The 26,827-nt window shown below is 62.5% G+C and carries 27 protein-coding genes; 8 read left to right on the top strand and 19 right to left on the bottom strand.

All coding sequences use genetic code 11. The features are described 5' to 3' along the window. Window positions 1-7: 7 nt before the first annotated feature. The 4 genes from NKH91_RS11730 to coxB all read right to left on the bottom strand — a co-directional run bounded on the left by NKH91_RS11730 (window position 8) and on the right by coxB (window position 3,762). Complete coding sequence (locus tag NKH91_RS11730; RefSeq protein WP_023716922.1) at window positions 8-175, bottom strand: cytochrome c oxidase system small membrane protein; 168 nt, start codon at window positions 173-175, stop codon at window positions 8-10. Beyond that, window positions 172-1,116: a heme o synthase gene (locus NKH91_RS11725; protein ID WP_352483710.1), complete on the bottom strand. Its 945-nt coding sequence runs from the start codon at window positions 1,114-1,116 to the stop codon at window positions 172-174. The genes NKH91_RS11730 and NKH91_RS11725 overlap by 4 nt, the downstream gene beginning before the upstream one ends. Window positions 1,117-1,192: 76 nt before the next feature. Continuing rightward, window positions 1,193-2,845 carry a cytochrome c oxidase subunit I gene (ctaD, locus tag NKH91_RS11720; protein ID WP_023716920.1) on the bottom strand — a complete coding sequence of 551 codons (1,653 nt, stop codon included), beginning with the start codon at window positions 2,843-2,845 and terminating at the stop codon, window positions 1,193-1,195. Between the two features lie 38 nt (window positions 2,846-2,883). Beyond that, complete coding sequence (gene coxB / locus NKH91_RS11715; RefSeq protein WP_023716919.1) at window positions 2,884-3,762, bottom strand: cytochrome c oxidase subunit II; 879 nt, start codon at window positions 3,760-3,762, stop codon at window positions 2,884-2,886. Window positions 3,763-4,133: 371 nt separating this feature from the next. Here coxB and NKH91_RS11710 point away from each other — a divergent pair, with 371 nt between their 5' ends. The 3 genes from NKH91_RS11710 (at window position 4,134) to NKH91_RS11700 (ending at window position 6,973) form a co-directional block, all read left to right on the top strand. Further along, window positions 4,134-4,658 carry an invasion associated locus B family protein gene (locus NKH91_RS11710; RefSeq protein ID WP_023716918.1) on the top strand — a complete coding sequence of 175 codons (525 nt, stop codon included), beginning with the start codon at window positions 4,134-4,136 and terminating at the stop codon, window positions 4,656-4,658. Between the two features lie 128 nt (window positions 4,659-4,786). Continuing rightward, window positions 4,787-6,199, top strand: coding sequence for a metalloprotease TldD (tldD, locus tag NKH91_RS11705; protein ID WP_352639105.1), 1,413 nt, complete (start codon window positions 4,787-4,789; stop codon window positions 6,197-6,199). A 66-nt stretch (window positions 6,200-6,265) separates the two neighbouring features. Next, entirely contained in the window at window positions 6,266-6,973 is a 708-nt protein-coding gene (locus NKH91_RS11700; protein WP_352884910.1) for an NAD-dependent deacylase, read from the top strand. Window positions 6,974-7,222: 249 nt separating this feature from the next. On the opposite strand, the gene NKH91_RS11695 is transcribed toward NKH91_RS11700, so the two are convergent. From NKH91_RS11695 to NKH91_RS11680, 4 genes are all read right to left on the bottom strand, one after another. Further along, window positions 7,223-7,756 carry an RES family NAD+ phosphorylase gene (locus NKH91_RS11695; protein WP_502898988.1) on the bottom strand — a complete coding sequence of 178 codons (534 nt, stop codon included), beginning with the start codon at window positions 7,754-7,756 and terminating at the stop codon, window positions 7,223-7,225. Beyond that, window positions 7,722-8,093, bottom strand: a complete 372-nt coding sequence (locus NKH91_RS11690; RefSeq protein ID WP_023716914.1) for an antitoxin Xre/MbcA/ParS toxin-binding domain-containing protein — start codon at window positions 8,091-8,093, stop codon at window positions 7,722-7,724. The genes NKH91_RS11695 and NKH91_RS11690 overlap by 35 nt, the downstream gene beginning before the upstream one ends. 75 nt (window positions 8,094-8,168) lie before the next feature. After that, the gene (locus NKH91_RS11685) at window positions 8,169-9,410 is read right to left on the bottom strand and encodes a class I SAM-dependent RNA methyltransferase (RefSeq protein ID WP_352884907.1); all 1,242 of its coding nucleotides are present in this window, start codon (window positions 9,408-9,410) and stop codon (window positions 8,169-8,171) included. Further along, window positions 9,407-10,216 (bottom strand): TlyA family RNA methyltransferase, encoded by an 810-nt coding sequence (locus NKH91_RS11680; RefSeq protein ID WP_023716912.1) that lies wholly within the window; start codon window positions 10,214-10,216, stop codon window positions 9,407-9,409. Before NKH91_RS11680 ends, NKH91_RS11685 begins: the two co-directional genes overlap by 4 nt. A gap of 174 nt (window positions 10,217-10,390) precedes the next feature. Between NKH91_RS11680 and NKH91_RS11675 the strand changes: the two genes are divergently transcribed. After that, window positions 10,391-10,792 carry a GFA family protein gene (locus tag NKH91_RS11675; RefSeq protein ID WP_352494381.1) on the top strand — a complete coding sequence of 134 codons (402 nt, stop codon included), beginning with the start codon at window positions 10,391-10,393 and terminating at the stop codon, window positions 10,790-10,792. A 3-nt stretch (window positions 10,793-10,795) separates the two neighbouring features. On the opposite strand, the gene NKH91_RS11670 is transcribed toward NKH91_RS11675, so the two are convergent. The 7 genes from NKH91_RS11670 to NKH91_RS11640 form a co-directional block, all read right to left on the bottom strand. Then, entirely contained in the window at window positions 10,796-11,089 is a 294-nt protein-coding gene (locus NKH91_RS11670) for a hypothetical protein (protein WP_352884905.1), read from the bottom strand. Window positions 11,090-11,295: 206 nt separating this feature from the next. Further along, window positions 11,296-13,209 carry a 1-deoxy-D-xylulose-5-phosphate synthase gene (dxs, locus tag NKH91_RS11665; RefSeq protein ID WP_023716910.1) on the bottom strand — a complete coding sequence of 638 codons (1,914 nt, stop codon included), beginning with the start codon at window positions 13,207-13,209 and terminating at the stop codon, window positions 11,296-11,298. 81 nt (window positions 13,210-13,290) lie between these two features. Then, window positions 13,291-14,211: a pirin family protein gene (locus NKH91_RS11660; RefSeq protein WP_352483716.1), complete on the bottom strand. Its 921-nt coding sequence runs from the start codon at window positions 14,209-14,211 to the stop codon at window positions 13,291-13,293. Between the two features lie 9 nt (window positions 14,212-14,220). Continuing rightward, entirely contained in the window at window positions 14,221-14,487 is a 267-nt protein-coding gene (locus NKH91_RS11655) for a DUF2277 domain-containing protein (RefSeq protein ID WP_023716908.1), read from the bottom strand. 107 nt (window positions 14,488-14,594) lie between these two features. Further along, entirely contained in the window at window positions 14,595-14,846 is a 252-nt protein-coding gene (locus NKH91_RS11650) for an exodeoxyribonuclease VII small subunit (RefSeq protein ID WP_023716907.1), read from the bottom strand. 3 nt (window positions 14,847-14,849) lie between these two features. Then, on the bottom strand, window positions 14,850-15,776 hold the full coding sequence (locus tag NKH91_RS11645; RefSeq protein WP_023716906.1) for a histone deacetylase family protein: 927 nt from the start codon (window positions 15,774-15,776) through the stop codon (window positions 14,850-14,852). Window positions 15,777-15,907: 131 nt separating this feature from the next. Then, window positions 15,908-16,561, bottom strand: coding sequence for a TetR/AcrR family transcriptional regulator (locus NKH91_RS11640; protein ID WP_352483718.1), 654 nt, complete (start codon window positions 16,559-16,561; stop codon window positions 15,908-15,910). A gap of 118 nt (window positions 16,562-16,679) precedes the next feature. Between NKH91_RS11640 and NKH91_RS11635 the strand changes: the two genes are divergently transcribed. Next, on the top strand, window positions 16,680-17,903 hold the full coding sequence (locus tag NKH91_RS11635; RefSeq protein WP_352884903.1) for an MFS transporter: 1,224 nt from the start codon (window positions 16,680-16,682) through the stop codon (window positions 17,901-17,903). Window positions 17,904-17,962: 59 nt separating this feature from the next. Here NKH91_RS11635 and ribB read toward each other — a convergent pair whose 3' ends face one another. Then, entirely contained in the window at window positions 17,963-19,063 is a 1,101-nt protein-coding gene (gene ribB, locus NKH91_RS11630) for a 3,4-dihydroxy-2-butanone-4-phosphate synthase (protein ID WP_352483720.1), read from the bottom strand. 98 nt (window positions 19,064-19,161) lie between these two features. Next, window positions 19,162-20,271: a chorismate synthase gene (gene aroC / locus NKH91_RS11625; protein WP_352483721.1), complete on the bottom strand. Its 1,110-nt coding sequence runs from the start codon at window positions 20,269-20,271 to the stop codon at window positions 19,162-19,164. Between the two features lie 276 nt (window positions 20,272-20,547). On the opposite strand from aroC, the gene NKH91_RS11620 reads away from it, so the two are divergent. Next, window positions 20,548-20,811 (top strand): DUF1344 domain-containing protein, encoded by a 264-nt coding sequence (locus NKH91_RS11620; protein WP_023716902.1) that lies wholly within the window; start codon window positions 20,548-20,550, stop codon window positions 20,809-20,811. Between the two features lie 52 nt (window positions 20,812-20,863). Here NKH91_RS11620 and NKH91_RS11615 read toward each other — a convergent pair whose 3' ends face one another. Both NKH91_RS11615 and fabI read right to left on the bottom strand, forming a co-directional pair. Continuing rightward, window positions 20,864-21,451 carry a histidine phosphatase family protein gene (locus NKH91_RS11615; protein ID WP_352483722.1) on the bottom strand — a complete coding sequence of 196 codons (588 nt, stop codon included), beginning with the start codon at window positions 21,449-21,451 and terminating at the stop codon, window positions 20,864-20,866. A gap of 31 nt (window positions 21,452-21,482) precedes the next feature. After that, window positions 21,483-22,301, bottom strand: a complete 819-nt coding sequence (gene fabI / locus NKH91_RS11610; RefSeq protein WP_031211054.1) for an enoyl-ACP reductase FabI — start codon at window positions 22,299-22,301, stop codon at window positions 21,483-21,485. A gap of 281 nt (window positions 22,302-22,582) precedes the next feature. Here fabI and NKH91_RS11605 point away from each other — a divergent pair, with 281 nt between their 5' ends. Together NKH91_RS11605 and NKH91_RS11600 are read left to right on the top strand one after the other, a co-directional pair. Beyond that, window positions 22,583-25,678, top strand: coding sequence for an ATP-binding protein (locus tag NKH91_RS11605; protein ID WP_352884902.1), 3,096 nt, complete (start codon window positions 22,583-22,585; stop codon window positions 25,676-25,678). After that, the gene (locus NKH91_RS11600) at window positions 25,678-26,826 is read left to right on the top strand and encodes a YcaO-like family protein (protein WP_352884900.1); all 1,149 of its coding nucleotides are present in this window, start codon (window positions 25,678-25,680) and stop codon (window positions 26,824-26,826) included. Before NKH91_RS11605 ends, NKH91_RS11600 begins: the two co-directional genes overlap by 1 nt. Window position 26,827 lies beyond the last annotated feature (1 nt).

The raw sequence follows: 26,827 nt of genomic DNA, 5'->3' as shown, positions 1-26,827 counted from the left end.
GTTCAGCTCACATCGAACCGGTGACGCTGTGACCAAATTTCACGATGGTCGCGACGTAGAATATGACCACCAGCGCCGCCAGCGCGAAGCCGATTGCGGCCGAGCGATTGCGGCGGGCCTTCTGCTGACGGTCGGTCAGCGTGACCAGTTCAAGCTTCTTTTCGGCCATGCTCATGCTCCACCGATGGTCAGCGCGCGCGCGACGACGCAATCGCCAAGGTAGGCGGCGAAGATGGCGAAGAGATAGAGCAGCGAATAGCCGAACAGGGCCTTGGCCGGCTTCATCGCCCGGTCGTCATCGGCCATTTGCAGCACCTTCCACGCATACCAGACGAAGCCGGCGCCGAGCAGCAATGCAACGACGCCATAGGCTGGCGTGGTGAAGCCGAGAACCCATGGCAGCACGCCAACCGGTGCGAGGACCAGCGCATAGGCAAAGATCTGGCGTCTGGTCGAAGCCTGGCCGGCGACATTCGGCATCATCGGAATGCCTGCCTTGGCATAGTCCTCCGACTTGAAGAGCGCGAGCGCCCAGAAATGCGGCGGCGTCCACAGGAAGATGATCAGGAACAGCACCAAGCTTTCGAGGCTGACCGATCCGGTTACCGCCGCCCAGCCGATGACCGGCGGAATGGCACCGGCAGCACCGCCGATGACAATGTTCTGTGGCGTCCAGCGCTTCAGCCACATCGTGTAGATGACGGCATAGAAAAAGATGGTGAAGGCCAGAAGCGATGCGGCCAACCAGTTGACCAGCACGCCGAGCGTCATCACCGACAGAACCGACAGCACCAGCCCGAAGCTCAATGCCTCGCCAGGCCGTATGCGGCCGGCCGGCACGGGACGGCCGGCGGTGCGCGTCATCACCGCATCGATGTCTGCGTCATACCACATGTTGAGCGCACCGGACGCGCCGGCACCAATGGCAATAGCCAGGATCGCGATCACCGCCAGCAGCGGATTGATGGTCACCGGGGCGGCGACCATGCCGACAAACGCTGTGAACACCACCAGCGACATGACGCGCGGCTTCAGCAGGGCGAAGAAATCGCCCGCCGTCGCTTCCGACATGCGGAAGCCCGGCTCGTCAATCAGTCTGTCTTCGGCAAGGGCCATGCGTACTTAGAGTCCATCATTCCGTTGGCCAAAACCGCCGGACGGCCGGCGGTTCCGTATTAAAGGAGGCAACCGCCTACTTGATCTTCGGCAGCTGTTCCCATTGGTGGAACGGCGGCGGCGAAGGCAGCTGCCATTCCAGCGTGGTCGCACCCTCACCCCAAGGATTGGCGCCGGCGACCCGCTTCTTCTGGAACGCCTCGAAGACGCCGAACAGGAAGATGACGACGCCGACAGCCGAGATGTACGAGCCGTAGGACGACACCATATTCCAGCCGGCGAAGGCATCGGGATAGTCGATATAGCGACGCGGCATTCCGGAGAGACCGAGGAAATGCTGCGGGAAAAAGACCAGGTTGACGCCGACGAAAGTGACCCAGAAGTGGGTGTTGGCGATCACCGGCGAATACATGTAGCCGGTCATCTTCGGGAACCAGTAGTACCAGCCGGCGAAGATGGCGAAGACCGCGCCCAGTGACAGCACGTAGTGGAAGTGCGCAACCACGAAATAGGTGTCGTGCAGCGGGCGGTCGAGGCCGGCATTGGCCAATTGCACGCCGGTGACGCCACCAACTGTGAACAGGAAGATGAAGCCGATCGCCCACAGCATCGGGGTCTTAAGCGAAATCGACCCGCCCCACATAGTGGCGATCCACGAGAAGATCTTCACGCCCGTCGGCACCGCGATGACCATGGTGGCGAAGACGAAATAGCGCTGGGTGTCGAGCGACAGGCCCGTCGTGTACATGTGGTGGGCCCAGACGATGAAGCCCACCGCGCCGATGGCAACCATCGCATAGGCCATGCCGAGATAGCCGAACACCGGCTTCCTCGAAAAGGTCGAGATGATATGGCTGATGATGCCGAAGCCCGGCAGGATCAGGATATAGACTTCTGGATGGCCGAAGAACCAGAACAGGTGCTGGAACAGGATCGGGTCGCCGCCGCCGTCCGGGGCGAAGAAGGTGGTGCCGAAATTGCGGTCGGTCAAAAGCATGGTGATGCCGCCGGCCAGCACCGGCAACGACAGCAGCAGCAGGAAGGCGGTGATCAACACCGACCACGCGAACAGCGGCATCTTGTGCATGGTCATGCCGGGCGCGCGCATGTTGAAGATGGTGGTGATGAAGTTGATGGCGCCAAGAATCGAGGAGGCGCCGGCGATGTGGATTGAAAGGATCGCCAGGTCCATGGCCGGTCCAGGCTGGCCCGATGTCGAGAGCGGCGGATAAAGCGTCCAGCCGCCACCGACGCCATAGGCGCCCGGCGCACTCGGGACGAAGGCCGAGATAATCAGCAGGATGAAAGCCGGCGGCAGCAGCCAGAACGAGACGTTGTTCATGCGCGGGAACGCCATGTCCGGCGCGCCGATCATGATCGGCACCATCCAGTTGGCAAAGCCGCCGATCAGCGCCGGCATCACCATGAAGAAGATCATGATCAGCGCATGCGCGGTGGTGAAGGCATTGTACATGCTCTTGCCGCCGTCGATGGCGGCGTCACCGTTCATGCCGTAGACCATCTGTGCCAGGCCAGTGAATATCTGGATGCCCGGCTCCTGCAATTCCATGCGCATGACGACCGATAAGGCGCCACCGATGCAGCCCGCCATGATCGCGAAGATCAGATAAAGCGTACCGATGTCCTTGTGGTTGGTCGAATACACCCACCGGACCCAGCCATGATACGGCTTGTGGTCGTGGTCGTCGTGAGCTGCAGCGTCTGCCATGGTCGGCTCCGTTCCCTGAATCTTTTCTGGTCGCGGCATCAGTTGCCGGCGGCCGCTACCTTGTTCGTGCCATCGACCTCGGCCATCAGCGCCTTGTTGGCGCCGGGAAGATCGGTCTTGGCTGCCGCCAGCCAGGTCTTGTATTGCGCATCGGAGACGACGCGAATGGCGATCGGCATGAAGGCGTGGTCCTTGCCGCAGAGTTCCGAGCACTGGCCGTAATAGAGGCCTTCCTTGTCGGCCTTGAACCACACCTCGTTGATGCGGCCCGGCACCGCGTCGGTCTTGATGCCGAAGGACGGCATGGCAAAGGCGTGAATGACGTCGGTCGCCGTCACCAGCACGCGGGTCATGGTGTTGACAGGCACCACCATCTCATTGTCGACGGCGAGCAGGCGCGGATAGGCGGCGCGATCTTCCTTGCCGGCAGCAGCCCTGTCGGCATCCTGAAGGATCGCGGAATTGAAGGAAAGCGTGTTGTCGACCTGGTATTCGTAATCCCAGTTCCACTGATTGCCCGTCGCCTTGACGGTCAGCTTGGCTTCTTCCGGCGGCGTGTATTGCGCGGTCAGCAGCTGGAACGAAGGAATGGCGAGACAGAGCAGGATGACGACGGGACCGACAGTCCAGATGACCTCGATCAGCGTGTTGTGGCTGGTGCGCGACGGGGTCGGGTTGACGCTCGCCCGGAATTTCAAAATGCAGTAGGCGATCAGAAAAAGCACCAAGGCGGTGATCACAATGATGAACGCGAACGAATAGTTTCCGAACCACTCGATCTGCCTCATAATATCGGTCGCCGGAGGCTGAAAACTGGTTTCCCAGGGTTGAGGCTGGGCTGCATGAGCGGATGCAGCGGCAAACAACGTGGCGGCGGCACTAGCTACGATTTTGGCGGTTGCCAGGAATTTTCTCATCGCCCTCGTCATCTCCCAGTTCCTCGCGATCGGACCGCAAGAATGCCGAATAATGCCGGGACGGGAATCCCGGACAATTCAAGGCTGGTTCAAACCATACTCTATTTGCCTCCGCAAGAAAGGAGCGGCGGAACCCGTGCGGCATTTTTGCGCGCAAGCGCGGCTGTAGCTTCGTGCGGTGACCGCTCGTCGCGAATCACCGGAGCGGCATCCCGGCAGAATGAGCCGCGCGGCGCGCGAAACCGTCGCAATTAGGGCGAAATTGGCACGGAAAAGCGCATTGTCGCCTATGTCGGGGCAGACCGCGGGGGTCTCGTCCTTTACTTGGGTTTAGTGCGGCTTAAAGTGCCGTGATTCGCAATGGAGCCGTCATGAACGCTTGGCTTTCGAGAACCTTGGCGGAGGTCATCCTTGTTGCCGCCGCAATAGCCTTGTCAGGCGGCGGCCTGGCCAATGCCGCGCAGCCAAGCGGCACGGTGAAGTCGACGCATGGGGCGTGGTCGATCATCTGCGATACGCCGGCCGGTGCTACGTCCGAACAATGCGTGATGATGCAGAACGTCGTCGCCGAGGACCGCCCGGAAATGGGTCTTTCCGTTGTCGTGCTGCGTACAGCCGACAACAAGGCCGAAATCCTTCGTGTGCTGGCGCCGCTCGGCGTGCTGTTGCCCAACGGCCTCGGCCTCAATGTCGACGGCAAGGATATCGGCCGCGCCTATTTCGTGCGCTGTTTCCAGGACGGCTGCTATGCCGAGGTCATCCTGGAAAAGCCGCTGCTCGATACGCTGAAGACCGGTACGTCGGCGACCTTTATCGTCTTCCAGACGCCCGAAGAAGGCATCGGCATTCCCGTCGACCTCAAGGGTTTTGCCGACGGCTTCGCCGCCCTGCCTTGAACGCGGTCTTGTAGCACGATCCAGTGATTGTTGACCGGCCGCGGTCACGGCAAATCTCATTTCAGATTGTCTGTGCAGGCCTTCGCGCCTACATCGTGGGAAACAATCCTCCTGCGAATGGACCTGCCATGAACAGCCTGATCGGCCAATTCGACATTTCCGACGATCGCATCAAGCAGATCGTCGCCGAGACCATCAACGGCGCCGACGACGGCGAACTGTTTCTCGAATACAGCGAAAGCGAAGCGCTGATGTTCGACAATGGCAAGCTGAAGACCGCGAATTTCAACACCGACCAGGGTTTCGGCCTGCGCGCCGTCGCTGGCGAGGCCAGCGGCTACGCCCATTCCAGTGATCTCTCCGAAGCCTCGCTGCGGCGCGCCGCCGATGCCGTTTCGACGGTGAAGAGCGGCTATTCCGGCACGCTTGCCGCAGCGCCCGCCCGCACCAACCGCCATCTCTACGGCGACGGAAACCCGATCCCCTCGCCTTCCTTCGAGACCAAGGCCAAGTTGCTTCAGGAAATCGATGCATGGCTGCGGGCCGAAGATCCGCGCGTCAGGCAGGTGACGGCGTCGCTCGCCGCCTCCTGGCAGCATGTCGAGATCGTGCGCGCCGATGGCCAGATGGTCCGCGACATCCGCCCGCTGGTCAGGATCAACGTATCGGTGGTGGTCGGCGACGGCGACCGCCAGGAGAGCGGCTCCTACGGCATGGGAGGCCGCAAGGATTTTGGCGAATTCCTGGTCGAGGACAGCTGGCGGCACGCGGCCAAGGAGGCACTGCGGCAGGCGCTCGTCAATCTCGAAGCGGTTCCAGCACCTGCCGGCACTTTCGACATCGTGCTGTCGAGCGGCTGGCCGGGCGTCATGTTGCACGAGGCCGTCGGCCACGGGCTGGAAGGCGATTTCAACCGCAAAAAGACGTCGGCCTTTGCCGGCCTGCTTGGCCAGCAGGTGGCGGCGAAAGGCGTCACCGTCGTTGACGACGGCACCATGCCCGAGCGGCGAGGTTCGCTGACCGTCGACGACGAAGGCACGCCTTCGGCCCATAACGTGCTGATCGATGATGGCAAGCTGGTCGGCTACATGCAGGACCGCCAGAATGCACGGCTGATGGGCATGAAGGCCACCGGCAACGGGCGGCGCCAAGGTTACGCGCATGAGCCGATGCCGCGCATGACCAACACCTACATGACGGCAGGCGACATGGAGCCGGAGGAAATCATAGCCTCGGTCAAGAACGGCATCTATGCCGTGTCGTTCGGTGGCGGCCAGGTCGACATCACTTCGGGCAAGTTCGTGTTCGGCTGCACCGAGGCCTACATGATCGAGAACGGCAAGGTGACGCAACCGATCAAGGGCGCCATGCTGATCGGCAATGGGCCGGATGCCATGCATCGGGTTTCGATGGTCGGCAACGACATGAAGCTCGACACCGGCATCGGCATGTGCGGCAAGGCCGGACAGGGCGTGCCGGTCGGCGTCGGCCAGCCGCATCTCAGGATGAACCAGATGACGGTCGGCGGCACCAGGGTTTGATGCGGCTGCCGCCTTCCGGTAACATCGCCTTCCAAATGATGTTTCCGGATGCCGGTGTCTTCGACCATGTCCAAAGCCAAAATCGTCATCCTGACAGGCGCCGGCATTTCGGCGGAATCGGGCGTCGCCACGTTCCGGGATCCCGACGGGGTCTGGGCGAAATACGACCTGCAGGACGTGGCCACGCCGCAAGGTTTTGCGCGCGACCCCGTAAAGGTGCGGGATTTCTACAATATGCGCCGGCGGCAGATGGGCAGCGTCGAGCCGAATGCGGCGCACGCCGCGCTGGCCAAGCTCGAGCAGAAATTCCCAGGCGACGTCCTCGTCGTCACGCAGAATATCGACGACCTGCATGAGCGCGCCGGTTCGCGCAAACTGATCCATATGCATGGAGAACTGGGCCATGCCCTTTGCCTGAGCTGCGGGCAAAGCAGCACCTGGGCCGACGACATCGCTGCCCATTCGGCCTGTCCAGCGTGTGGCGCAAAAGGTCAATTGAGGCCTGACGTGGTCTGGTTCGGCGAAATGCCTTACCGCATGGAGGAGGTCGGCGAGGCGCTGACGCGCTGCGACCTATTCGTGGCCATCGGCACCAGCGGGAGTGTCTACCCGGCAGCAGGTTTCGTGGAGGAGGCACGCGCGGCCGGAGCCGTAACAGCCGAACTCAATCTGAAATGCGCCGGCTGGGCCTCCCGTTTCGACGAGCAGATGGAAGGGCCGGCGACACAAGTGGTGCCCGCCTTCGTCGAGCGCGTCCTTTCAGGCGCAGGCTAGCACCGTCTGGCTATGCAGCCTTGAATTCAGCGCGCGATCAGCATCTTTGTTATCTCGGGAGAGGAAACTGTGATCGCTGCCGGAGAAAAGCTAGAGGTCACCAGTTCGACCGACGATCAAGTCGCACTGCCTGTTCCAGTCTTGCCTTTAACACGGCCAGAGGACGTATTTGGATCCCTGCCCCACATAGGCAGGCCGAAGACGTTGGAAGAGATGGAGGCGGGTGTGCCCGCCGCAGCTCGAACTGCCCTAAAGCCATGATGCCGCTGTTTTCGGCAGGCGATGGTCGGGATCGATGATTTCAAGATCCGGAGCATCGTTTTCGTTCCAGCGCCACAGCGCGACGCATGTGCCGCCAGGCGACATGAAGGACGGGTAGATCACGCCGTGCAGCCCGTCGCCAAGCAAGCGGTCTCTCGGTTGGTGCGTCTCGGGCACAAAGCCTCCATCCACGATGTCACGCCATTCGCACCGGTGAATGTCGGCCGTTACACCGAGCTTCGACAGCGTATCAGCCTCTGTCAGGTCGGCCAGCCGGGCGCCTGACAGTTTCAATTGTGCAATCAGCGCCGGGTGCTGGACAAAACCCTGATTGTACTCGGCCCAAGCCGTGGACAGTTCCCGGGCGGCGTAGATCGCCGGCGTGCCAATCGGATTCCAGCGGCCGCCGAAGCGGGCCGCGCCCTCACCGGAAAGCGGCAGATGGGCCCAGCGCGGCACAAAAGCGCGCCATAGAGTCAGCCTGGGTTCAGGCATAGATGCCGGAGCGGACTGCCTCCAGATAGGCAAGCACCTTGTCAGTCTTGCCTTCGCGAACGAGATCGTAGGCGGTCTTTCCCGCCCAGCCGGGGATCGGCTGATGTTTGAACCAGATCGCGGCACGCTGTTCATCACCGGCCATCTCGCCGGCCATCGCCAGGATGCGGACGATGGGACTCAATGCGGCGTCGACCTTGCGCGCACCGGACTTGGCGGCAAGCGTGTTGCGCGCGAGACCGGTCAGGCCGGCCAGTTCAGTCATATTGACCCCTAGCAGTGCGGCTACCCGCCTCGGCGAGAGAAACGGCGCCCGCTCCTCGCCGAAGCGCGATGCCGAATTTTCAAAGGCTGCGGTGCTCATGGCAATTTCCTAGCCCAGTTTGAACGACGTACACTCAAAATGTGCTTTTTTGGTGCGCATTTCAAGCCCTAGCTGCTAGCGCCTTCGTCTCGGCTTCTCCAACAGCGCGACGGCCTCGACATGCGGCGACCACAGGAACTGGTCGATCGGGATTACGCTCTTCAAGGCGTAACCGCCATCGAGGAGGATGCGAAGATCCCGCGCCAGCGTCACCGGATTGCAGGACACCGCGGCGACGAGCGGCACGTCGGAGCGCGCGATCTGCTTCGACTGGTCCTCGGCGCCGGCGCGGGGCGGGTCGAAGACTACGCCGTCAAAGGCATTCAACTCCTTGAATGTGAGCGGCCGCCGGAACAGGTCGCGACGTTCGCCGGTCACCCGCTTCAGGCCGCTGGCGAAACGGAAGGCCCGGTCAAGCGCCGAGAGTGCTGCCGCATCGCCTTCCACCGCATGAACCTCCGATCTTGAGGCCAGACGCAGTGCGAAGCTTCCGCAGCCGGCGAAGAGATCGGCGACCTTTTTGGCGCGCGCGAGATGCTGGCCGACAATGTCGGCCATCGCTTGTTCGGCGGCCTCGGTCGCCTGCAGGAAAGCGCCCGGCGGCACTGCGACAGCGACGCCACCAAACAGGACGACCGGTTTCTTTGGTTCGATAATGATCTCGCCGTCGACCGACAGCCTGGCTAGCCTCTCGGCAATGACAAAGTTCGAGGCGACGCGGCGCTGGTTCTCGCCGAGCTTACCGGAATCGTGAACCGCGACATCGAGGCCGGAACCGCTCACCGTCACCGCCATGTGGAACGATTTGGTCGTGGTGCAGATCAGTCCGGCAAGCATCCTCAAACGGTCGAGCGCAGCGACGATCTGCGGCAGCGAGATCGGGCATTCCTCGATGGAGATAATTTCGGACGACAGCGCGCGAACGAAGCCGAACTGCATTCCCGCCTCGCTCCGCCGGGCAGTGAAGACGACGCGGCGGCGCGTGTGCGGCGCGCACGGCACCAGCGGGCCGACATCGCAGGCGATGCCCTTGCTCTTCAGCGCATGCACGACCCTTTCGCGCTTCCATTGGTGATAGGCTTCAGTCTCGAGATGCTGGACGGCGCAGCCGCCGCATTCGCCGAAATGGCGGCACGGCGGATCGACTCGCAGCGGCGAGGCCTCAAGCACCGACATCAAGGTAGCGCGATCTTTCTCCCGCCCGGCGGTGACGACCTCTCCCGGCAGCGTAAACGGAATGAAAACCTCGCCGGTCTCGGTCTCGGCGATGCCGTCGCCCTGCGAGCCCAATTTTGCGATTGTGAAACGCGTGGTCATCGCTTCTCAATCCCGGCCCGCCCGATCTTGGCAGGCTTGGTCGCGACGGCCTTGATGCCGCCGAGCAGGAACTCGCGGTTGCCGTCGCCGCCCTCTATCGGCGACAGATGAAGTCCCAACGAGCGCCAGCCGGGAATGGCATCGAGCCAGTCCTGCATCAGGCCGGCAATGCGCGCCGCATCATAGGGGTCCTTCAGCAGGCCGCCCTTGCCGATCGCCTCGCGGCCGGCCTCGAATTGCGGCTTGACCAGAAACACGGCTTTTGCGCCGTTCCTGGCCAAGGCAAGCGCCGGCGGCAGCGCCAGTTTCAGCGATATGAAGCTGACATCCGAGACGATGAAATCCGGCACACGGCCGCCGAGATCGGCGGCCGACAGTTCGCGCGCATTCAGGCCTTCAATCACCGTCACGCGCGGATCGCCGGCAATGTCGGAGTGGATCTGGCCGTGCCCGACATCGATCGCCGTGACATGCGCCGCGCCGCGTTCGAGAAGTACCTGCGTGAAGCCGCCGGTCGAGGCGCCGACATCGAGCGCTTCGCTACCGGTGGGGTTGAGGCCGAAATGGTCGAGACCAGCCTTCAGCTTCAGTGCGGCGCGCGAGACGTAACCTTGCGCCGGATCGTCAACGACGATGTTGCACTCAGGCAGAACGGCCTGGCCCGGCTTGTGGGCGACGATGCCGTCGACCGTCACGGTGCCGCGCGCCACCGCATCGCGAGCACGCGAGCGGCTGGCAAACAGGCCGCGCTGGACGAGTAATTCGTCGAGCCGCTGGCGAATGCTGGCTGGCGGAAGGGAAGTCATCGGCCTTCATGGCGAATGCCAACGATGATGGCAAGGATATTGGCGATGAGACAAGGCATAGTTGGAAAAGCGGGTGAACTCATCAGCCGCTCCGCTGTTTGTCGAACCTCGCACGACACCCGACGCAATGCTAAGAAGAGATGCCGTTTAGCCGTCGAAACGTGGAGGAGGAACATGCTGACGGGAACCTGCCACTGCGGCGCAGCCCACTGGACCCTGGAGGGCGATCCCGGTTCGATCACTGCCTGCAACTGTACGCTTTGCCGTCGCTACGGCACGCTCTGGGCGTATGACTATGTCGACGAACGCATCCGCCTTGCGGGGCCCGTGAGTGCCTATACGCGCGTTGGAAGGGCTCACCCTTCGCTTGAGATTCTCTTCTGTCCAACGTGCGCTTGCGTCCTGGCCTGGCGCGGATTGCGTGCCGATACCGCCGGTCGCCACCGCATCGCCGTCAATATGAGGCTTGCGCCGCCGGAGGCTGTCGCCGACCTCCCGATCGATCATTTCGACGGTCTCGACACATTCGAGGATTTGCCGAGGGATGGTCGCTGTGTGCGGGATATGTGGTTCTAGTTTCTAGAATATGGTCCGCGAAACCCGCCGTTCAACGGCCGGCGTCAGACCGTCGCTGCTGTCGCCGGACACCTGCGGGCGCGGCCGGTCAACGGAAATGGACGCCTTCGGCAAGGTATCTGGCACGACGACGAATTGCGGCGCCTCCTTGTAGGAGAAGCCGCCACGGATTTGGCCGATCTTGCCGGCGGCGATGCCCATCACCGCCTCTTCGAGTTTGCGGTCGTAGCGCGTTTCGGCCACGGCCGACGCGGCGAAGATGGCCGTTAGCGCGATGCCGCCCAAAAGCGATCTCATTGGTCTTCTTTCCCCTGCCGGTCGCTTTCTAGCAGGGCGGCGTTGAAAAACGGCCAAAGGACACGGCAAGCAAATCGCCAAATGGCAGCGTAAACAGTATCTTACGACTGTTCGCCGGTAATTTGATTCAAGCAGTTGAGATTTTGATTCAGACTGGCATTTGCAGCCAAGCAGAATCTTTTGGCGTTGCAGAAACGCGGAAACAACTAGGCGCGCTGGGCCTGCGCGGTATGCCCCAACGCCACGAACACTGTGCGCACGATGCCGGCGCTGTCCAGCCCGGCATCGGCATACATCTTTTCCGGCTTGGCATGGTCGACGAAAGTGTCGGGCAGCACCAGCGGGCGCACCTTCAGGCCGCTCTCCAGCAGCCCTTCGTGGGCCAGGAACTGCAGCACATGGCTGGCGAAGCCGCCGACCGCGCCCTCTTCCACCGTCACCAGTATCTCGTGCGAACGGGCCAGCCGCCGGATCAGATCCTCGTCGAGCGGCTTGGCAAAACGGGCATCGGCGACCGTGGTCGAAAGCCCCGCCGCGCCAAGCTCCTCGGCCGCGGCCAGGCAATCCTGCAGCCTGGTGCCGAAGGAAAGCAGCGCAACCTTGGTGCCTTCCCTGACGATCCGGCCCTTGCCGATCTCCAATACCGAGCCGCGCTGCGGCATCTCGACGCCAACGCCGTTGCCGCGCGGATAGCGGAAGGCGATCGGGCCGTCATCGTAGCTTGCAGCGGTGCGTACCATGTGGCGCAGCTCGGCCTCATCGGCCGCCGCCATGACGACGAAACCGGGCAGCGTCGCCAGGAAGGTGGTGTCGAAAGCGCCGCAATGGGTGGCACCATCGGCGCCGACGAAGCCGGCGCGGTCGATCGGAAAGCGCACCGGCAATTTCTGGATCGCCACGTCGTGGACGACCTGGTCGTAGGCGCGCTGCAGGAAGGTCGAGTAGATCGCCGCGAAAGGCTTGAAGCCTTCCGTGGCAAGGCCGGCGGCGAAGGTCACCGCATGCTGCTCGGCAATGCCGACATCGAAGGTCCTCGCCGGAAACGCTTCGCCGAAGAGGTCAAGCCCGGTGCCGTTCGGCATGGCGGCGGTGATGGCGACGATGCGGTCGTCCTCTCGGGCCTCCTGGATCAGACTGTCGGCAAACACCTTGGTGTAGCTCGGCGCGTTGGCGGGCGCCTTGGCCTGGGCGCCGGTAATGACGTCGAATTTGTTGACGCCGTGATATTTGTCGGCGGCCGCCTCGGCCGGGGCGTAGCCCTTGCCCTTCTGGGTCACGACGTGGATCAGCACCGGGCCGTCGGCATTGTCGCGGACGTTCTTCAGCACCGGGATCAGGTGCTCGAGGTTGTGGCCGTCGATTGGGCCGATGTGGTAGAAACCCATTTCCTCGAACAGCGTGCCGCCGGTGACGTAGCCGCGCGCATGCTCGACCGCCCGCTTGATGGCGCGATCGGCGCGCTCGCCGAGATAGGACGTCAGCTTCTTGCCGAAATCGCGCAACCCCAGATAGGTCTTGCCAGACGCCAGACGGGCCAGATAGGCGCTCATTGCGCCGGTCGGTGGAGCGATCGACATATCGTTGTCGTTCAAGATGACGATTAGCCGGGCATCGAGTGCGCCGGCATTGTTCATCGCCTCATAAGCCATGCCGGCCGACATGGCGCCGTCGCCGATGACGGCAATGACATTGTTGCGGCCATCGGACAGATCGCGCGCCATCGCCATGCCGAGGCCGGCTGAAATCGAGGTCGAGGAGTGGGCTGCGCCGAACGGATCGTATTCGCTCTCGACGCGACGGGTGAAACCGGACAGCCCCCCCTCCTGCCGCAGCGTGCGGATGCGGTCGCGGCGGCCGGTCAGGATCTTGTGCGGATAGGCCTGGTGGCCGACGTCCCAGATCAGCCGATCGTCCGGCGTGTTGAAGACGTAGTGCAGCGCGACGGTCAACTCGACCACGCCAAGGCCGGCGCCGAGATGCCCGCCGGTGTGGGACACGACGTCGATCAGTTCGGCGCGAAGCTCGGAAGCCAGCTGCGGCAGGTCGCCTTCGGCAAGCGTGCGCAAATCGGCTGGGACGCGGACCTTGTCGAGAAGCGGCGTATCGGGCTTTGCGTTCACTGTTTGCGAGCCTGGTCAGATTTTCTGTTCATCGTGAAATATGCCGCTGGCCGGCGAATGTAAATGTGGCGGTAACGCGCATCAGCTTTCGGGCAGCGGGATGAACTCTTGCTCGTCTCCGGGAACGATATCGAAGCGGCCCGTCTTCCATTCTTCTTTCGCCTGTTCGATGCGTTCCTTTGAGGACGATACGAAATTCCACCAGATATAACGTTTCGAACCGAGCGAAGCGCCGCCAAACAGCATGAAATGGGCGCCGCTCTCCGATAAAACAACGATCTCATCGCCGGGCCGGAAAACCAGCAGCCGCTCGGCCGGGAAGCGGTCACCGGATATCGAAACCTCGCCTTCCAGCGTATAGATGGCGCGCTCCTCGGCATCGGCCGGGATCTTCACGCTGGCACCCGGCGCCAGCCTGAGATCGGCGTACAGTGTGTCCGAAGCGGTCGCGACCGGGGAGCGCATTCCGGAAAACGCACCGATGACGATATGGCCGCTGACCCCCTCGGCATCGATTTCGGGCAGGCGCAGCGCCGCGGTGTTTTCGAAGATCGGCGCGACCTCCTCCTTGCCGTCCGGCAGCGCCAACCATGTCTGCAGGCCGGAAACCGACATCGGCGCGCCGCGCAGTTCTTCTGGCGTGCGCTCCGAATGGACGATGCCGCGGCCGGCGGTCATCAGATTCACGTCGCCGGGCTGGATCACCATCTCGGTGCCGAGCGAATCACGGTGCCTGATCTTGCCGTCGAACAGGTAAGTCACCGTCGACAGTCCGATATGCGGATGCGGACGGACGTCGAGCGCCTGGCCGGCCCGAAGAACTGCCGGACCCATACGATCGAAGAAGATGAAAGGTCCGACCAGCCGGCGCCTGGCCGTCGGCAAGGCGCGGCGAACCTGAAATCCGCCAATATCCTTGGCGTTCGGAATGACCATCAGCTCGATCTGATCGCTGGCGAAGGCATCGCCCATCTGCGGATCGTTTCCGGGAAAGAAGCTCACGCGGTCCCCTCAGGCGAAGCGAAGTGCAGATTTGGCCTTCGCCTTGGCCGCCACCTCTTCGCGATTGCGCGGATGCTGCGTCGTCTCGAGGCTGTCGAGCAATTCGCGCGCCGAGGCGGCAATGGCCTCGACGGCATGGTCGAACGCATGCTGGTTCTGTTTTGACGGTCGCGTCGTTCCGCTCAGCTTGCGGACAAACTGAAGTGCGGCATCGCGGACCTCGTCATTGGTTGCCGGCGGATCGAAATTGAACAGGGTTTTGATGTTTCTGCACATCGTTCGCAATCTCCTCTCGTCCTGGAGCCGTTTCAAACGGGATGAGTTTTATCCTCAATCATGGTGATGTCCAAAGCCGGCAAGCACAATCGTCGTTCGAGGCCGCCTCAATCCGCGTCCAACGGCTCTGTCCCCACCGGCTTGCCGTCACGCGACAGCCTGATTTTCTCGACCTTGTCCTCGGCCGCCTTCAACAGCCGGTCGCAATGGGCCTTCAGCGCCTCGCCGCGCTCGTAGATGCGGATCGACTGGTCGAGCGGCACGTCGCCGCGCTCCAGATCGTCGACGATCCTCTCTAGCGCGTCGAGCGCCTGCTCGAAGCTCATCGCCTTGACGTCCTCGTTGATCTCACCAGCCATCGTCTATCCCTTCATCAGCCGCCCGACATGGGCGGCGACTGAAAATGCCAATCCCTGCAGATCGTAGCCGCCCTCGAGCAGGCTGACGACCCGATTGCCGCTAAGGCGCCCGGCGCGTTCGAGCAACTGACCGGTCGCCCAGTCGAAATCATCCTCGGTCAGGTTGATCTCGGCCAGCGGATCGCGGTGGTGGGCGTCGAAACCGGCGGAGATGATGATAAGATCGGGCGCAAAATTGTCGAGCGCCGGCAGGATGCGCGACAGAAAGGCGTCGCGGAAAACATCGCTGCCGCTCTGCGGCGCCAGCGGCGCGTTGACGATGTTGCCGGCGCCGGTTTCGCTCACGGCCCCGGTGCCGGGGTAAAGCGGCATCTGGTGCGTCGAGCAATAGAGCACGGACGGATCGTCCCAGAAGATGTCCTGCGTGCCGTTGCCATGATGCACATCCCAGTCGACGACGGCAACGCGGTCGGCGCCATGGTTCTTCTGCGCGTAGCGTGCCGCGATCGCCGCGGTGTTGAACAGGCAAAAACCCATGGAGGTGGTCTTTTCGGCATGATGGCCAGGCGGCCGTGCGGCGACGAAGACATTGTCGGCACGGCCGGTGAAGACGTCGTCAACAGCAGCGTTGGCAGCCCCGATCGCAGTCACGGCCGCCTGCCAGCTCTTTGGGCTGGCGGTGGTATCGGCGTCGATACGGGCGATGCCGGTGTCCGGTATCGCTGTGCGGACACGTTCGACGAATTCGGGCGGATGCGCGTAAAGGATGGTTGCCTCGTCGCCTTCCGGCGCCTGGACGCGATCGAGCGCCGCGAAGGCCTCGTCGTCAAGCACACGCTCTATGGCGCGCAAACGGTCCGGCCGCTCCGGGTGACCGGGCGGGGTTATGTGCTCGAGGAAAATCGGATGGGTGTAAAGTCTCGTGACCATGCCCCGATATAGGCGCGCCTCGACGCTTTGGCCATGTTTTAGCGTCTCGCTGGTGTGATGTTCAACAGGGTTTAAGCGGGCGGGGCCGGCTGGTTCCAGCGCGAGCCGCCAGATTGCTGGAAAGAACAACCTCAGGCCGGTGACTGGTCAATCTCGGGGTGCATCGACGATAGTCGATCAGGCTGGTGCAGCCTGCCGGTGAGATTGAGCAGCCCTTCCAGAAGAACCTTGAACGCCTTCACTGCCTTCTTCGACGTCGCTTCGGGATCGTTCGAATTTGCGATCCACTGCGCCGCATGCAACGAGGCGCCGCTGACCAGCCTTGCCGCGGCTTCGGGATCGATGGCAAGAATGGTCCCCTCGTCGCTCAGTCTTTGCAGGCTCTCCGTCATCGAGCGGATGCATGTGCTCTGGCTTGGCCATTGCGATGGATCGCCGAGCACCGCCGGGCCGTCGCGAAGCACAATACGCTGGATCTCCGGCTCCAGCGCCATCTCAATATAGGCGGTGCATTCGTCGACAAAGCCCTGCCAGAGATTGTCCGGCTTGGCCGAAACGACCTTCAGCCGGGCCGACATTTCGGCGTCGATCTCGGCGATGACCGCCTGGAGAAGGCCCTTCTTGTCGCCGAAGTGATGATAGAGCGCACCGCGCGTCAGCCCGGCCGATGCCGTGAAATCATCCATCGAGGCTTCGGCATAGCCGAGCGTCCCGAAGGCCTGGCGTGCCGCGGCAATCAGCTTGGCGCGGGTCTCGGCAATCATCTCCTTGCGTGGTCTGTGCATGCTCTGGCCCTATTAACATACGCTTCGTATGCCAATTGACATACGCGGCGTATGATCTATTTAAACTCATACGTTACGTATGTAATCGTCGAACCGTCCGTTGTCGAGGAGCCAGACCATGCAAAATCCCTATACCCAGATCTTTCGCGCGCCTGGCGCCATAGGCTTCGCCGCAGCCGGGTTCGTTGCCCGGCTGCCGATGGCCATGGCTCCGATCGGGATCGTTGCGATGCTGTCACAGACTGATGGCGAATACTGGCTGGCCGGCGCTGTCTCCGCGACATATGCGCTTGCCAACGCTTTCGTCGCGCCACAGGTATCGCGACTGGTGGATCGCCTCGGCCAGACGCGGATTGTGGTGCCGACCACCGTGATTTCCACGCTCGCTTTCGCGATCCTGATTGCGGCGGCCAATCAGCATTGGCCGATATGGACGCTGTTCGTGTCATCGCTGCTGGCTGCTGTCATGCCCAGCATCCCGGCAATGGTGCGCGCGCGCTGGACTGAGATCTTCCGCAACCGTCCCGAGCTGAACACCGCGTTCGCCTTTGAATCGGCGGCGGACGAACTGGTCTACATCGCCGGGGCATCGCTGTCGGTGGGGCTGAGCGTCGCGCTTTTCCCGGAAGCGGGAGTGCTCGCGAGCACATTGTTCCTCGCCCTCGGTTCGACGGCTTTCATCCTGCAGCGTTCGACCGAACCGCGAGCCAGACCGGTGGAACATGGTTCGGGCGGTTCGGCAATCCGCCTGCGGCATGTCCAGATCCTCACCTTGGCGCTGATCTTCATTGGCGCGACCTTTGCAACCACGGAGGTGAGCACAGTGGCGATCACCAAGGAGCTTGGCCAGCCGGGCGCCGCCAGCTTCGTTATCGGCGTCTACGCGCTCGGATCGTTCGTCGTCGGCATCATTATCGGCGCCCTGAACCTGAAAGTGCCGCTGCAAATTCAACTTGCCATCGCAATCGCCATCATTGCGCTTACCACGCTGCCGCTGCTCGTCGCCGACACCGTGCCGCTGCTGGCACTGGCCGTCTTCGTCAGCGGCGTGGCGATCTCGCCGACCTTCATCACGGCATTCGGTCTGATCGAGCGGCGCGTGCCCGAGGCGGTGCTGACCGAAGGCGTGACCTGGGTGATGACCGGCATTGGCATCGGCATGGCGCTCGGCTCATTCGCCGCCGGCTGGGTGGTGGACGCTTTCGGCGCGCAGAACGGGTTCTGGGTATCGGTGGCGTCGGGCACAATCGCATTGGTCATCGTGCTTGCCGGCCAGCGCAGCCTTGCCGCGCCGGATTGCGACATTGCAGCCTGCGACGCTGCTGCGGTCGCTGCGGAATAGCTTCCGGTGCGTCCGGCCCGAGGCGGGGGCCGGACGCATACCAGCATCGTGAGAACGGTCTAAAGAATCTCGGTCTTGGCGATGTGGATGCCAAAACCTTCGAGGCCGACATAATGGCGCTCGCGCGAGGCGATCAGATTGATCGAGGAAATGCCGAGATCCTTGAGGATTTGCGCGCCGAGGCCGATCTCGCGCCATTCGTTCTCGCGCCGGCGCGCCTCTTCATGGTCCTCGCGGTCGCCGGCAGCCGGCCGCTTGCGCTCCTGATGGGCGACGCCGACCGACCCTTCGCGCAGATAGACGATGACGCCGCGCTTGCGCTCACCCATCGCCTTCATGATGGCGTCCAGCCTGTGGCTGGTGCCGAAGACGTCACTCACCACGTCCTCGGAATGAAGGCGCACCGGCACCTCGACGCCGTCGCGGATATCGCCGAAGACGACCGCCACGTGATGCATGGAATCCCAGGGCAGCGTATAGGTAAAGACCTGCGCCTTGCCGCCGGGCGTCTCGATGTCGGAACAGGCGACGCGTTCGACCAGCGTTTCCTTGCGTTGCCGGTAGGCGATGAGGTCGGCAACCGAGATCTGCTTCAACCCGTGCTTTTCGGCGAAGGCCTGCACCTGCGGGCCGCGCATCACGGTGCCGTCATCGTTGACCAGCTCGGAAATGACGCCGACCGGCGGCAGGCCGGCGAGCTTGCAAAGGTCGACAGCGGCTTCGGTATGGCCCGAACGCATCAGTACGCCGCCCTCGCGCGCGATCAGCGGAAAGATGTGGCCGGGGCGCACGAAATCGGACGCGCCGACATTGTCATTGGCGAGATTGCGCACCGTCAGCGTGCGGTCGTCCGCCGAAATGCCAGTCGTGGTGCCGTGCTTGAAGTCGACGCTGACGGTAAAGGCAGTGGTGTGGGCAGAATCATTGTCGGCCACCATCGGCGACAGGTTGAGCCGCTTGGCTTCCTCGCGCGGCATCGGCGTGCAGACGATGCCTGACGTGTTGCGGACGATGAACGCCATCTTTTCCGGCGTGCAATGGACGGCGGCGACGATCAGGTCGCCCTCGTTCTCGCGCCCGTCATCGTCCATGACGACGACGATCTCGCCGCGCTCGAAGGCGCGCAGGGCTTCAACGATCTTCTTCTGGTCGTAAGGCATAAGCGCTCGTTTCACTCGCAGGGGAGTAGGGGAATAGGGCAGTACGGCAGTAGGGAAAAGGAAAAAATTGGCTGCTTGGCGTGCACCAACATACTCCCCTACTCCCCTACTCCCCTCCCTGTCTGTCCCCGATGCCGCAGATAATGATCGGCAATGGCGCAGGCAACCATCGCCTCGCCGATCGGCACGGCGCGGATGCCGACGCATGGATCGTGCCGGCCCTTGGTCATGATCTCGACGTCGTTGCCGTCCTTGTCGATCGACTTTCGCGGCGTCAGGATCGACGAGGTCGGCTTGACGGCGAAACGCGCGACGATCGCCTGGCCGGTCGAGATGCCACCGAGGATGCCACCGGCATTGTTGGACAGGAAGACCGGTTTGCCGTCATTGCCCATGCGCATCTCGTCGGCATTCTCCTCGCCGGTGATGCGGGCGGCCTCGAAACCGTTGCCGATCTCGACGCCCTTGACGGCGTTGATAGACATCAGGCCGGAGGCGATGTCCTGGTCGAGCTTGGCATAGATCGGCGCGCCAAGCCCCGCCGGCACGCCGTCGGCGACGATCTCGATGACCGCACCGACCGAGGAGCCCGCCTTGCGGATACCGTCCAGATATTTGGTGAAGACGGCGACCGACGCCGGATCGGGAGTGAAGAACGGGTTTTCGGCGTCACCGACGAAATTCCAGTTCCAGTTGGCGCGATCGATCGATCTTTCGCCCATCGACACCAGCGCGCCGCGCACCACCATGCCTGGCACGATTTTGCGGGCAAGCGCCCCGGCCGCCACTCGCGCCGCAGTCTCACGCGCCGAGGAGCGACCGCCGCCGCGGTAATCGCGCAGGCCGTATTTGACCTCGTAAGTGTAGTCGGCATGGCCCGGCCGGAACTGGCGGGCGATGTCGCCATAGTCCTTGGAGCGCTGGTCGACATTCTCGATCAGCATCGACACCGGCGTGCCGGTGGTGATCATCGTCTCCCCGTCCTCATCGACAATAAAGCCGGACAGGACCTTGACCTCGTCAGGTTCGCGACGCTGGGTCACAAAACGTGACTGGCCGGGGCGACGCTTGTCAAGTTCGGCCTGGATCTCGTCGCGAGTGAAGCGGATGCCGGGCGGACAGCCATCGACGACGCAGCCCAGCGCCGGCCCGTGGCTTTCGCCCCAGGTGGTGACGCGGAAGAGATGGCCGAACGTGTTGTGCGACATGGAACCAGCCCTGCCGGCGTCGGAGCCGGCCTAGCGCATGACCTCGAAAATCGGCGCGATTTTCGGAAAGGATCATGCGCAAAAAAATCAAAAGTGCTACAGCGTTCGTTGCGCGCCCAGGAGGACGCGGCGCTGCAGCTTGCCTTCTATTGGCGTTTTCCACAGTGGTCAAACTGTGATCCGGCGGATTTAGTTTTGACACATTCGATTGGTTTCTGCTCAGTTCCGTTCCGTTGGACCGAGCCGCTGTACCGGCAATGATTAAAGAGGACGATGATGCGTATCCTGATTGGCGCTGTTGCCGCCACGCTGTTGATTTCCACCGCCGCCTTCGCCGGCCAGACCGAAGGCCTGATCAAGAAGGTCGACAAGGACGCGCTGACGCTGACGCTGGACGACGGCAAGTCCTACAAGCTGAACGCCGAAACCGATCTCGATGCGCTGAAACCGGGCATGGACATCGTCCTCGCGTATGACGTGACGAATGGCGAGAACGTCGTCACCGACATGGAACTGCCGGACACCGGATCGACCGAGTAGGGCGCGTCGGTGCCGGCCCGACCTGGTCTCAACATACGCTACCTCATCGGTCTCAAAGCCACTCCAGGCGCCAGCCGTCCAGCCTGAGCAGGCGGTCCTGCGGCACTTCCATGCTGACCGCATCTTGTTCGGACATCCCCAGCACGAAGCGGAACAGCGCGCGCATGACGCCACCATGGGTCACGCAGACCGTCTGGCGATCGAGCGCGTCGAACCACGGCTTCACCCGTTCGAGCAGCATCTGATAGCTTTCGGCGCCCTCGCCGGGCGGCTGGAAATTCCATTTATCGAGGCGGCGTTGCCTGGTCGAACCGGGATTGTTCGCCTCGAGTTCGGCAAAGGTGAAACCCTGCCAGTCGCCAAAGCTCAATTCTACGAGTAGCGGCTCGGTACGATAGGCGTGCGGATCGAGCTTCATCGCCGCGCGCAGGCGCTCCATCGTCTCGCGCGTGCGCCGCATCGGGCTGGCGACAAAGTCGAAATCTTCGGGCCTGTCGATGAGGTCGGCCAGCCTACGCCCGTTGCGGCTAGCCTGCTCGCGGCCAAGCTCGTTGAGGTCGGTATCGGCCTGCCCCTGCAGCCGGGCCTCGGCGTTCCACGCCGTCTGGCCGTGGCGCACGATATAGACGAGCGGGTACATCAGGTCTTCCGGAAGAGGTCAGGCGGTGGCGTCAGTCCTTGACCGTCGAAATATCCGGCGCGTCGACCGCCTTCATGCCGACGACATGATAGCCGGAATCGACATGATGGATCTCGCCGGTGACGCCGCGCGAAAGGTCGGACAGGAAATAGACGCCGGAATCGCCAACCTCCTCCTGCGTCACCGTCTGCTTCAACGGCGAATTGTATTCGTTCCATTTCAGGATATAGCGGAAATCGCCGATGCCGGATGCGGCAAGCGTCTTGATCGGGCCAGCGGAGATCGCGTTGACACGGATCTTCTTGGCGCCGAGATCGACGGCCAGATAGCGCACGCTGGCTTCGAGTGCCGCCTTGGCAACACCCATGACGTTATAGTGCGGCATCACCTTTTCCGCGCCGTAATAGGTCAGCGTCAGCAGCGACCCACCATCGGTCATCAGCGCCTCGGCACGTTTGGCGATGGTGGTGAAGGAATAGACCGAAATATCCATTGTACGCAGGAAATTGTCGCGCGTCGTCTCGACATAGCGGCCGGTCAGCTCGTCCTTGTCGGAAAAGGCGATGGCGTGGACGAGGAAATCGAGCTTGCCCCAATGGCTGGCGATATCGGCGAACACCGCATCGAGGCTGGCCGGGTCGGTCACATCGCAATGGCCGGCGACATGCGCGCCCAGTTCCGCGGCAAGCGGCTCGACGCGTTTCTTGAACGCCTCGCCCTGATAGGTCAGCGCGATCTCGGCGCCATGGTCGACACAGGCCTTGGCGATGCCGTAAGCGATCGAGCGATTGTTGGCGATGCCAAGGATAAGGCCGCGCTTGCCGGCCATAAGGCCCCGTCCACCCGCCATGTTAGCGCTCTCCGCAAGGTTCTCTACTTTGTGGAGTGCCTATCGCACAGCCACAGTGCCCCTTCAAGCGTTCAAAGCGGACAGTTCGGGGGACAAAGCCGTTGAGTCCCGCCAACCCACAGCGAGAGGTCCTGAGGTTCCGGCGATCGCCGCTCTGTAATTTGTGCTCTGTCATACTTTTGATAGTATGCCCTGTCAGCGAGGGTGACATGTCGCATAAGAGCCGAGTTGATGTTCCGAAGGCGGGGACTGGCTCGCGCCTTCCGATCGGCAGGGAGTTGATGGACGACGGCATCGAGGCCCGTCACGAGCGGCGCGTACTAACCGCCCTTTGCTACGATCTCGTAGGCTCCACCGAGTTGCTCAGCCTGCTCGGCATCGAAGATTTTGAGGAACTTATCTTGGCGTTTCAAATGGCCGCCAGGAAAGCGATCGTGTCGTGCTCCGGAACCGTGAGGGTCGAGGTCGGCGACGGCGGCGTCGCTGTGTTCCCAGTCGATCTGGGTGCGAAGGATGCGGCGTCGCTGACCATCAGCGCCGGACTTGAGATCGTCAGGGCATGCAAGCTCCTTGCCGCGGAGAAAGGGAGGAGCGACCTACATGTGAGGGTCGGTGTGGCGACCTCGATGACGCTAATCCTGAAGGGGGATACCGCTGCAGCGCAGGACACGGTAACCGGCCCTGCATTTGCGCTGGCAACCAGGCTGCAGGCAATCGCCCGGCCAGATACCGTCGTCGTGTGCAACGAGACGCGCAATCTGACACGGCGCTCACACGTATTTAGCTTCTGCGGTTCTCACGTCATCAAAGGGTTCGCGCAACCCGAGCAGGTCTGGCAGGCGCTGAGCCACAAGCGGGGGGTAGACCGTTTCTTCGCGTTCGGACGCCTCACCAGCCCCTTGATCGACCGTGCGGATGAGGCCGAGCTGATACATGAATGTTGGAATGAAGCCGTTTCGGGACGTGGCCAAGTCATCGTGATCGAGGGCGAAGCCGGCATTGGCAAGTCGCGCATCCTACACGAGGTGCGCCGGCGAACGCGCTTCCAACGCAACAGGTTGCTCCTCTTCCAATGTATGCCAGGCGACTCGCGTTCGACGCTGTATCCACTGCGGCAGGCGATGCTGGGCAATTTCGACGACGGCGAGCGTGCACTCACCCCTGCGCTTGTGGCCGAGGTGTTCGCCGCAAATGACGTTCACGACGCCGAAGTCGTCGACATCTTTTCTTTTCTGCTCGGCGTGGAAGGCGCGAGGTCCGGTTTCTATGAGATGGATCCGGAAGTGGTCCGGGAGAAGGCCGATTGGGCTGCGCGCCATGCGTTACAAGCAACGTGCGCCAGTGGCCCAGTGGTCTTGATCGTTGAAGATATTCACTGGATCGACCTTACGTCGAAGCAACTGCTGGGTGAACTTGCAAAGCTGGTTCCTAGTTTCCCCGTGCTCTTGATCGCAACGGCGAGGCCGGGATGTGGCGACTGGCTGGACGATAAAAGCAAGCATGTCTTGCTCGCTCCCCTTGAGCATGCCGACACCTTGCGGGCAATCGCGACCATGTGGCCTCAAGGCAAGCGAGCGCCTGCGCCTGAGCTGATAGAGTTGGTCGAGCGCGTCACCGGCGGTGTACCCCTGTTCATCGAGGAAGTTTGCCAATGGATGGCGGAGAATGCCGCTAGCGGTACGGAGCAGCTGCCACAGGGCGTTTCGCTCGGCCGCGCGGCAGTGTTGGAAACAGTGTTGGATGCCCGGCTTGAGCCTCTCGGCCGCGCCCGCGAGGTGGCGCGTGCGGCCGCCGTCGCTGGCAACAGATTCAGCCTGGACTTGCTATCGGCGCTCTTGCCGGAATTTGACCCGGGCACAATCTCTGCGGCGCTCGATGCCCTGGCCGAGGCAGGCTTCGTACGCGCCAGGCACGCAGCAGCAACAGTGTACGCGTTTCGGCATGTGCTTATCCAAGAGACGATCTATAATGGAACACTGCGGAAACGGCGGCAGATCCTGCATCAGCGTCTTTACGCGGTGGCTAGTGACAACCGCAACCTCGTTGGCTGGCTAACAACGGCAGCTCTTGCAGATCATGCTGAGCGAGGCGGCCTGCTTGACGAAGCGATCGGCGAGTTCGTCAATGCCGGCATGGAAAGCTCGTCCCGCTCGGCCATGGCTGAGGCAAGGCAGTTGCTCGAGCATGCCATTGCGCTTTGCGAGCAGGTTTCTGATCATGACAAACGGGATGCGCTGCGGCTCTCGGCGATGGTGGCGCTCGGGCCGATACTGACCGCCGTCGAAGGGCCAAATTCCGAGCACGCCCGCAGGCTCTATGACGACGGCGTAAAGATCGCACGGCGTCGGCCGATAGCGGAGCGCGCCAAGTGGTTCCCGATCTATTGGGGTTGGTGGTTCACGGGTTCGGTCGTTGACGGCGAGCGGGCGCAGGCCGTCGTCAGTGATCTACAGGAGGTTAACGACCCCGAGATTCAGCTTCAGGCTAGGCACTGCTTGTGGGCAGTCGATTTCAATCGCGGAGACCATGGTGGATGCATAACCGCGATTGATGCTGGACTGCCGCTCTATGACGTGGGCCAGGGGCACGCGAATGCCACGCGTTTTGGGGGGCACGACGCGCGCGTGTGCGGCTTGGCGCATCGTGCACTGTCGCTGTGGTTCTCGGGACGTGCAACGAGCGCTCTCCACTCCATGTCGGAGGCCCGCCGCTGGGCACAGCAGACTGGCCATGTCAGCAGCATTGCGCATGCCTGTATCAACGACGCGATGCTGAGTTGCTACCGCCGCGACTTCACTTCGTTACGTGACGTGATTGAGGATCTGCGACAGCTGACCGCGCTTCATCACCTGCCTTCGCTAGTCGTCTCGGCACAAATCTTCGAGGGCTGGTGCGATGGCAACGCTGGCCAACTCGAGCGGGGCAAGGACAAGATGCGTGAGGCCCTCGGCCTGCATGGACAAGTGCAGACACCCGAGGACGAGCCCGTCTATTGCGGCATGCTAGCGGAACTTCTCGCGCGCTCGGGTGAGATCAGTCACGCGCTTGCCCTGCTTCATTCGGCGGTGGCGCAGGCCGAGGCGGGTGGCAGCCGATATTGGCTGGCGGAACTACACCGGCGAATTGCACAACTTCTCGTCCTTGACAGGGCGGCAGCTGGCCGGGTGGCAGCTGCCCTTGAGAAGAGCCTCAATACTGCAGCCGAGCAAAATGCCGTGCCCATCCTCATCGCGGCCTACGAGACGCTCAGTGCGTCAAATCTCTCGCCCGAACTGCTTCGGCGCTACAACGACCGTGTCGAAGCGGCAAGGAAGTCGGTTGAGCCCGGCGAACCGCTGATCGTGAACCCTGAGCCGGAACTGCGGGCCAGCCGATAGTGGAACAATATGAGCGCCTTGGTCCTCCGGCAGACGAAGCGCTGACCTATCTGATGTCGATGCGACAAGCGTTGGGCATCACCCGTATTGCGGACATTACCGGCCTGGACCGTGTCGGCATCCCGGTCGTGCAGGCAACGAGGCCGTTCTCGTTTTCAAACGCGGTCGCGCAGGGAAAGGGCGCCAACCTAGCTCGCGCTGCGATATCGGCCATTTTGGAATCCGCTGAAAGCTTTTTCGCCGAGCGCATCGAACATCTTGATGCAGCTTACGCTTCGGCCAAATTACTACAGATACCCTACGGGCGATTTGAGATGTGGCTGCGAGAGCCCGCACGTGCTGATTGGCGCGGCCGAGAAATCGCTTGGGTAGAGGCGGAAAACCTGCTGGGCGGCGGCCGCGACTTCGTTCCGCTGGAATTGGTGCACACGGCCTATCTCGTACCGCCGAGCCCCTGTGACGGAATTTTCACGCCAACGACAACCGGACTGGCGGCCGCACTTGATGAAACAGACGCCATCACACACGGCATATTGGAATGCGTCGAACGCGATGCGATCGCCCGCGCTCTCAAGACGCATGGCTTTCTGCAACGCCAGCGAATCGATCCAGCGACCATCGATGACGCAAGGGTCTTGGCCCTATTGGATGAACTTGCACGAAAGGACATGATCGTCGGCCTTTGGCTTGCGCCGTCGCCTGTTGGCCTGCCTGTGATTTGGTGCCATCTGATGGAGAGCAATCCTCGCGAGACGGCATTGCTCCATCTGCCAGCCGATGGCTCGGCCGCTGCATTCGATCCGGCGGCAGCTGCCGTCCAAGCGATCCACGAGGCGGCGCAGGCGCGGCTTGCGGCGATCTCGGGTGCGCGCGATGACATGACCCGGGCGTCTTATCCGAAATATCCCGACTGGCAGCTTATCGAGGCGCACCGCCAGCTGATCACCGACGGCCGAAAAGACGTGAGTTTCGCCCGCCAGCCTGCCCATCGAGCGGCGTACGGGCAGACCTTGCGTGGCAGCCTTCTCGCGAGACTGGAGGAAAGCGGAATCAGCGCCGTTTATCTGGTCCGCCTCAAAACCAGCCCTTGGAACCGGCTGTCGGCCGTCAGGATAGTTATCCCCCAATTGTACCCTTTGGTGGAGTGAG

The organism is Mesorhizobium sp. M0894, assembly GCF_040319725.1.
GTDB lineage: Bacteria > Pseudomonadota > Alphaproteobacteria > Rhizobiales > Rhizobiaceae > Mesorhizobium.
The sequence above is the reverse complement of the archived record's forward strand: the minus strand, read 5'-3'. Positions and strand labels throughout refer to the sequence as shown.

Excerpts from the sequence above, each read along its gene's own strand:
- NKH91_RS11700 (WP_352884910.1), top strand. The coding sequence starts at position 6,266 with ATGTCCAAAGCCAAAATCGTCATCCTGACAGGCGCCGGCATTTCGGCG.
- ctaD (WP_023716920.1), bottom strand. The coding sequence starts at position 2,845 with ATGGCAGACGCTGCAGCTCACGACGACCACGACCACAAGCCGTATCAT.
- NKH91_RS11690 (WP_023716914.1), bottom strand. The coding sequence starts at position 8,093 with ATGAGCACCGCAGCCTTTGAAAATTCGGCATCGCGCTTCGGCGAGGAG.
- NKH91_RS11645 (WP_023716906.1), bottom strand. The coding sequence starts at position 15,776 with ATGGTCACGAGACTTTACACCCATCCGATTTTCCTCGAGCACATAACC.
- ribB (WP_352483720.1), bottom strand. The coding sequence starts at position 19,063 with ATGCCTTACGACCAGAAGAAGATCGTTGAAGCCCTGCGCGCCTTCGAG.
- NKH91_RS11640 (WP_352483718.1), bottom strand. The coding sequence starts at position 16,561 with ATGCACAGACCACGCAAGGAGATGATTGCCGAGACCCGCGCCAAGCTG.
- aroC (WP_352483721.1), bottom strand. The coding sequence starts at position 20,271 with ATGTCGCACAACACGTTCGGCCATCTCTTCCGCGTCACCACCTGGGGC.
- NKH91_RS11605 (WP_352884902.1), top strand. The coding sequence starts at position 22,583 with ATGGACGACGGCATCGAGGCCCGTCACGAGCGGCGCGTACTAACCGCC.
- NKH91_RS11635 (WP_352884903.1), top strand. The coding sequence starts at position 16,680 with ATGCAAAATCCCTATACCCAGATCTTTCGCGCGCCTGGCGCCATAGGC.
- tldD (WP_352639105.1), top strand. The coding sequence starts at position 4,787 with ATGAACAGCCTGATCGGCCAATTCGACATTTCCGACGATCGCATCAAG.
- NKH91_RS11730 (WP_023716922.1), bottom strand. The coding sequence starts at position 175 with ATGAGCATGGCCGAAAAGAAGCTTGAACTGGTCACGCTGACCGACCGT.
- NKH91_RS11685 (WP_352884907.1), bottom strand. The coding sequence starts at position 9,410 with ATGACCACGCGTTTCACAATCGCAAAATTGGGCTCGCAGGGCGACGGC.
- NKH91_RS11675 (WP_352494381.1), top strand. The coding sequence starts at position 10,391 with ATGCTGACGGGAACCTGCCACTGCGGCGCAGCCCACTGGACCCTGGAG.
- fabI (WP_031211054.1), bottom strand. The coding sequence starts at position 22,301 with ATGGCGGGTGGACGGGGCCTTATGGCCGGCAAGCGCGGCCTTATCCTT.
- NKH91_RS11615 (WP_352483722.1), bottom strand. The coding sequence starts at position 21,451 with ATGTACCCGCTCGTCTATATCGTGCGCCACGGCCAGACGGCGTGGAAC.
- NKH91_RS11670 (WP_352884905.1), bottom strand. The coding sequence starts at position 11,089 with ATGAGATCGCTTTTGGGCGGCATCGCGCTAACGGCCATCTTCGCCGCG.
- NKH91_RS11650 (WP_023716907.1), bottom strand. The coding sequence starts at position 14,846 with ATGGCTGGTGAGATCAACGAGGACGTCAAGGCGATGAGCTTCGAGCAG.
- NKH91_RS11655 (WP_023716908.1), bottom strand. The coding sequence starts at position 14,487 with ATGTGCAGAAACATCAAAACCCTGTTCAATTTCGATCCGCCGGCAACC.
- NKH91_RS11620 (WP_023716902.1), top strand. The coding sequence starts at position 20,548 with ATGCGTATCCTGATTGGCGCTGTTGCCGCCACGCTGTTGATTTCCACC.
- NKH91_RS11725 (WP_352483710.1), bottom strand. The coding sequence starts at position 1,116 with ATGGCCCTTGCCGAAGACAGACTGATTGACGAGCCGGGCTTCCGCATG.
- NKH91_RS11680 (WP_023716912.1), bottom strand. The coding sequence starts at position 10,216 with ATGACTTCCCTTCCGCCAGCCAGCATTCGCCAGCGGCTCGACGAATTA.
- NKH91_RS11710 (WP_023716918.1), top strand. The coding sequence starts at position 4,134 with ATGAACGCTTGGCTTTCGAGAACCTTGGCGGAGGTCATCCTTGTTGCC.
- coxB (WP_023716919.1), bottom strand. The coding sequence starts at position 3,762 with ATGAGAAAATTCCTGGCAACCGCCAAAATCGTAGCTAGTGCCGCCGCC.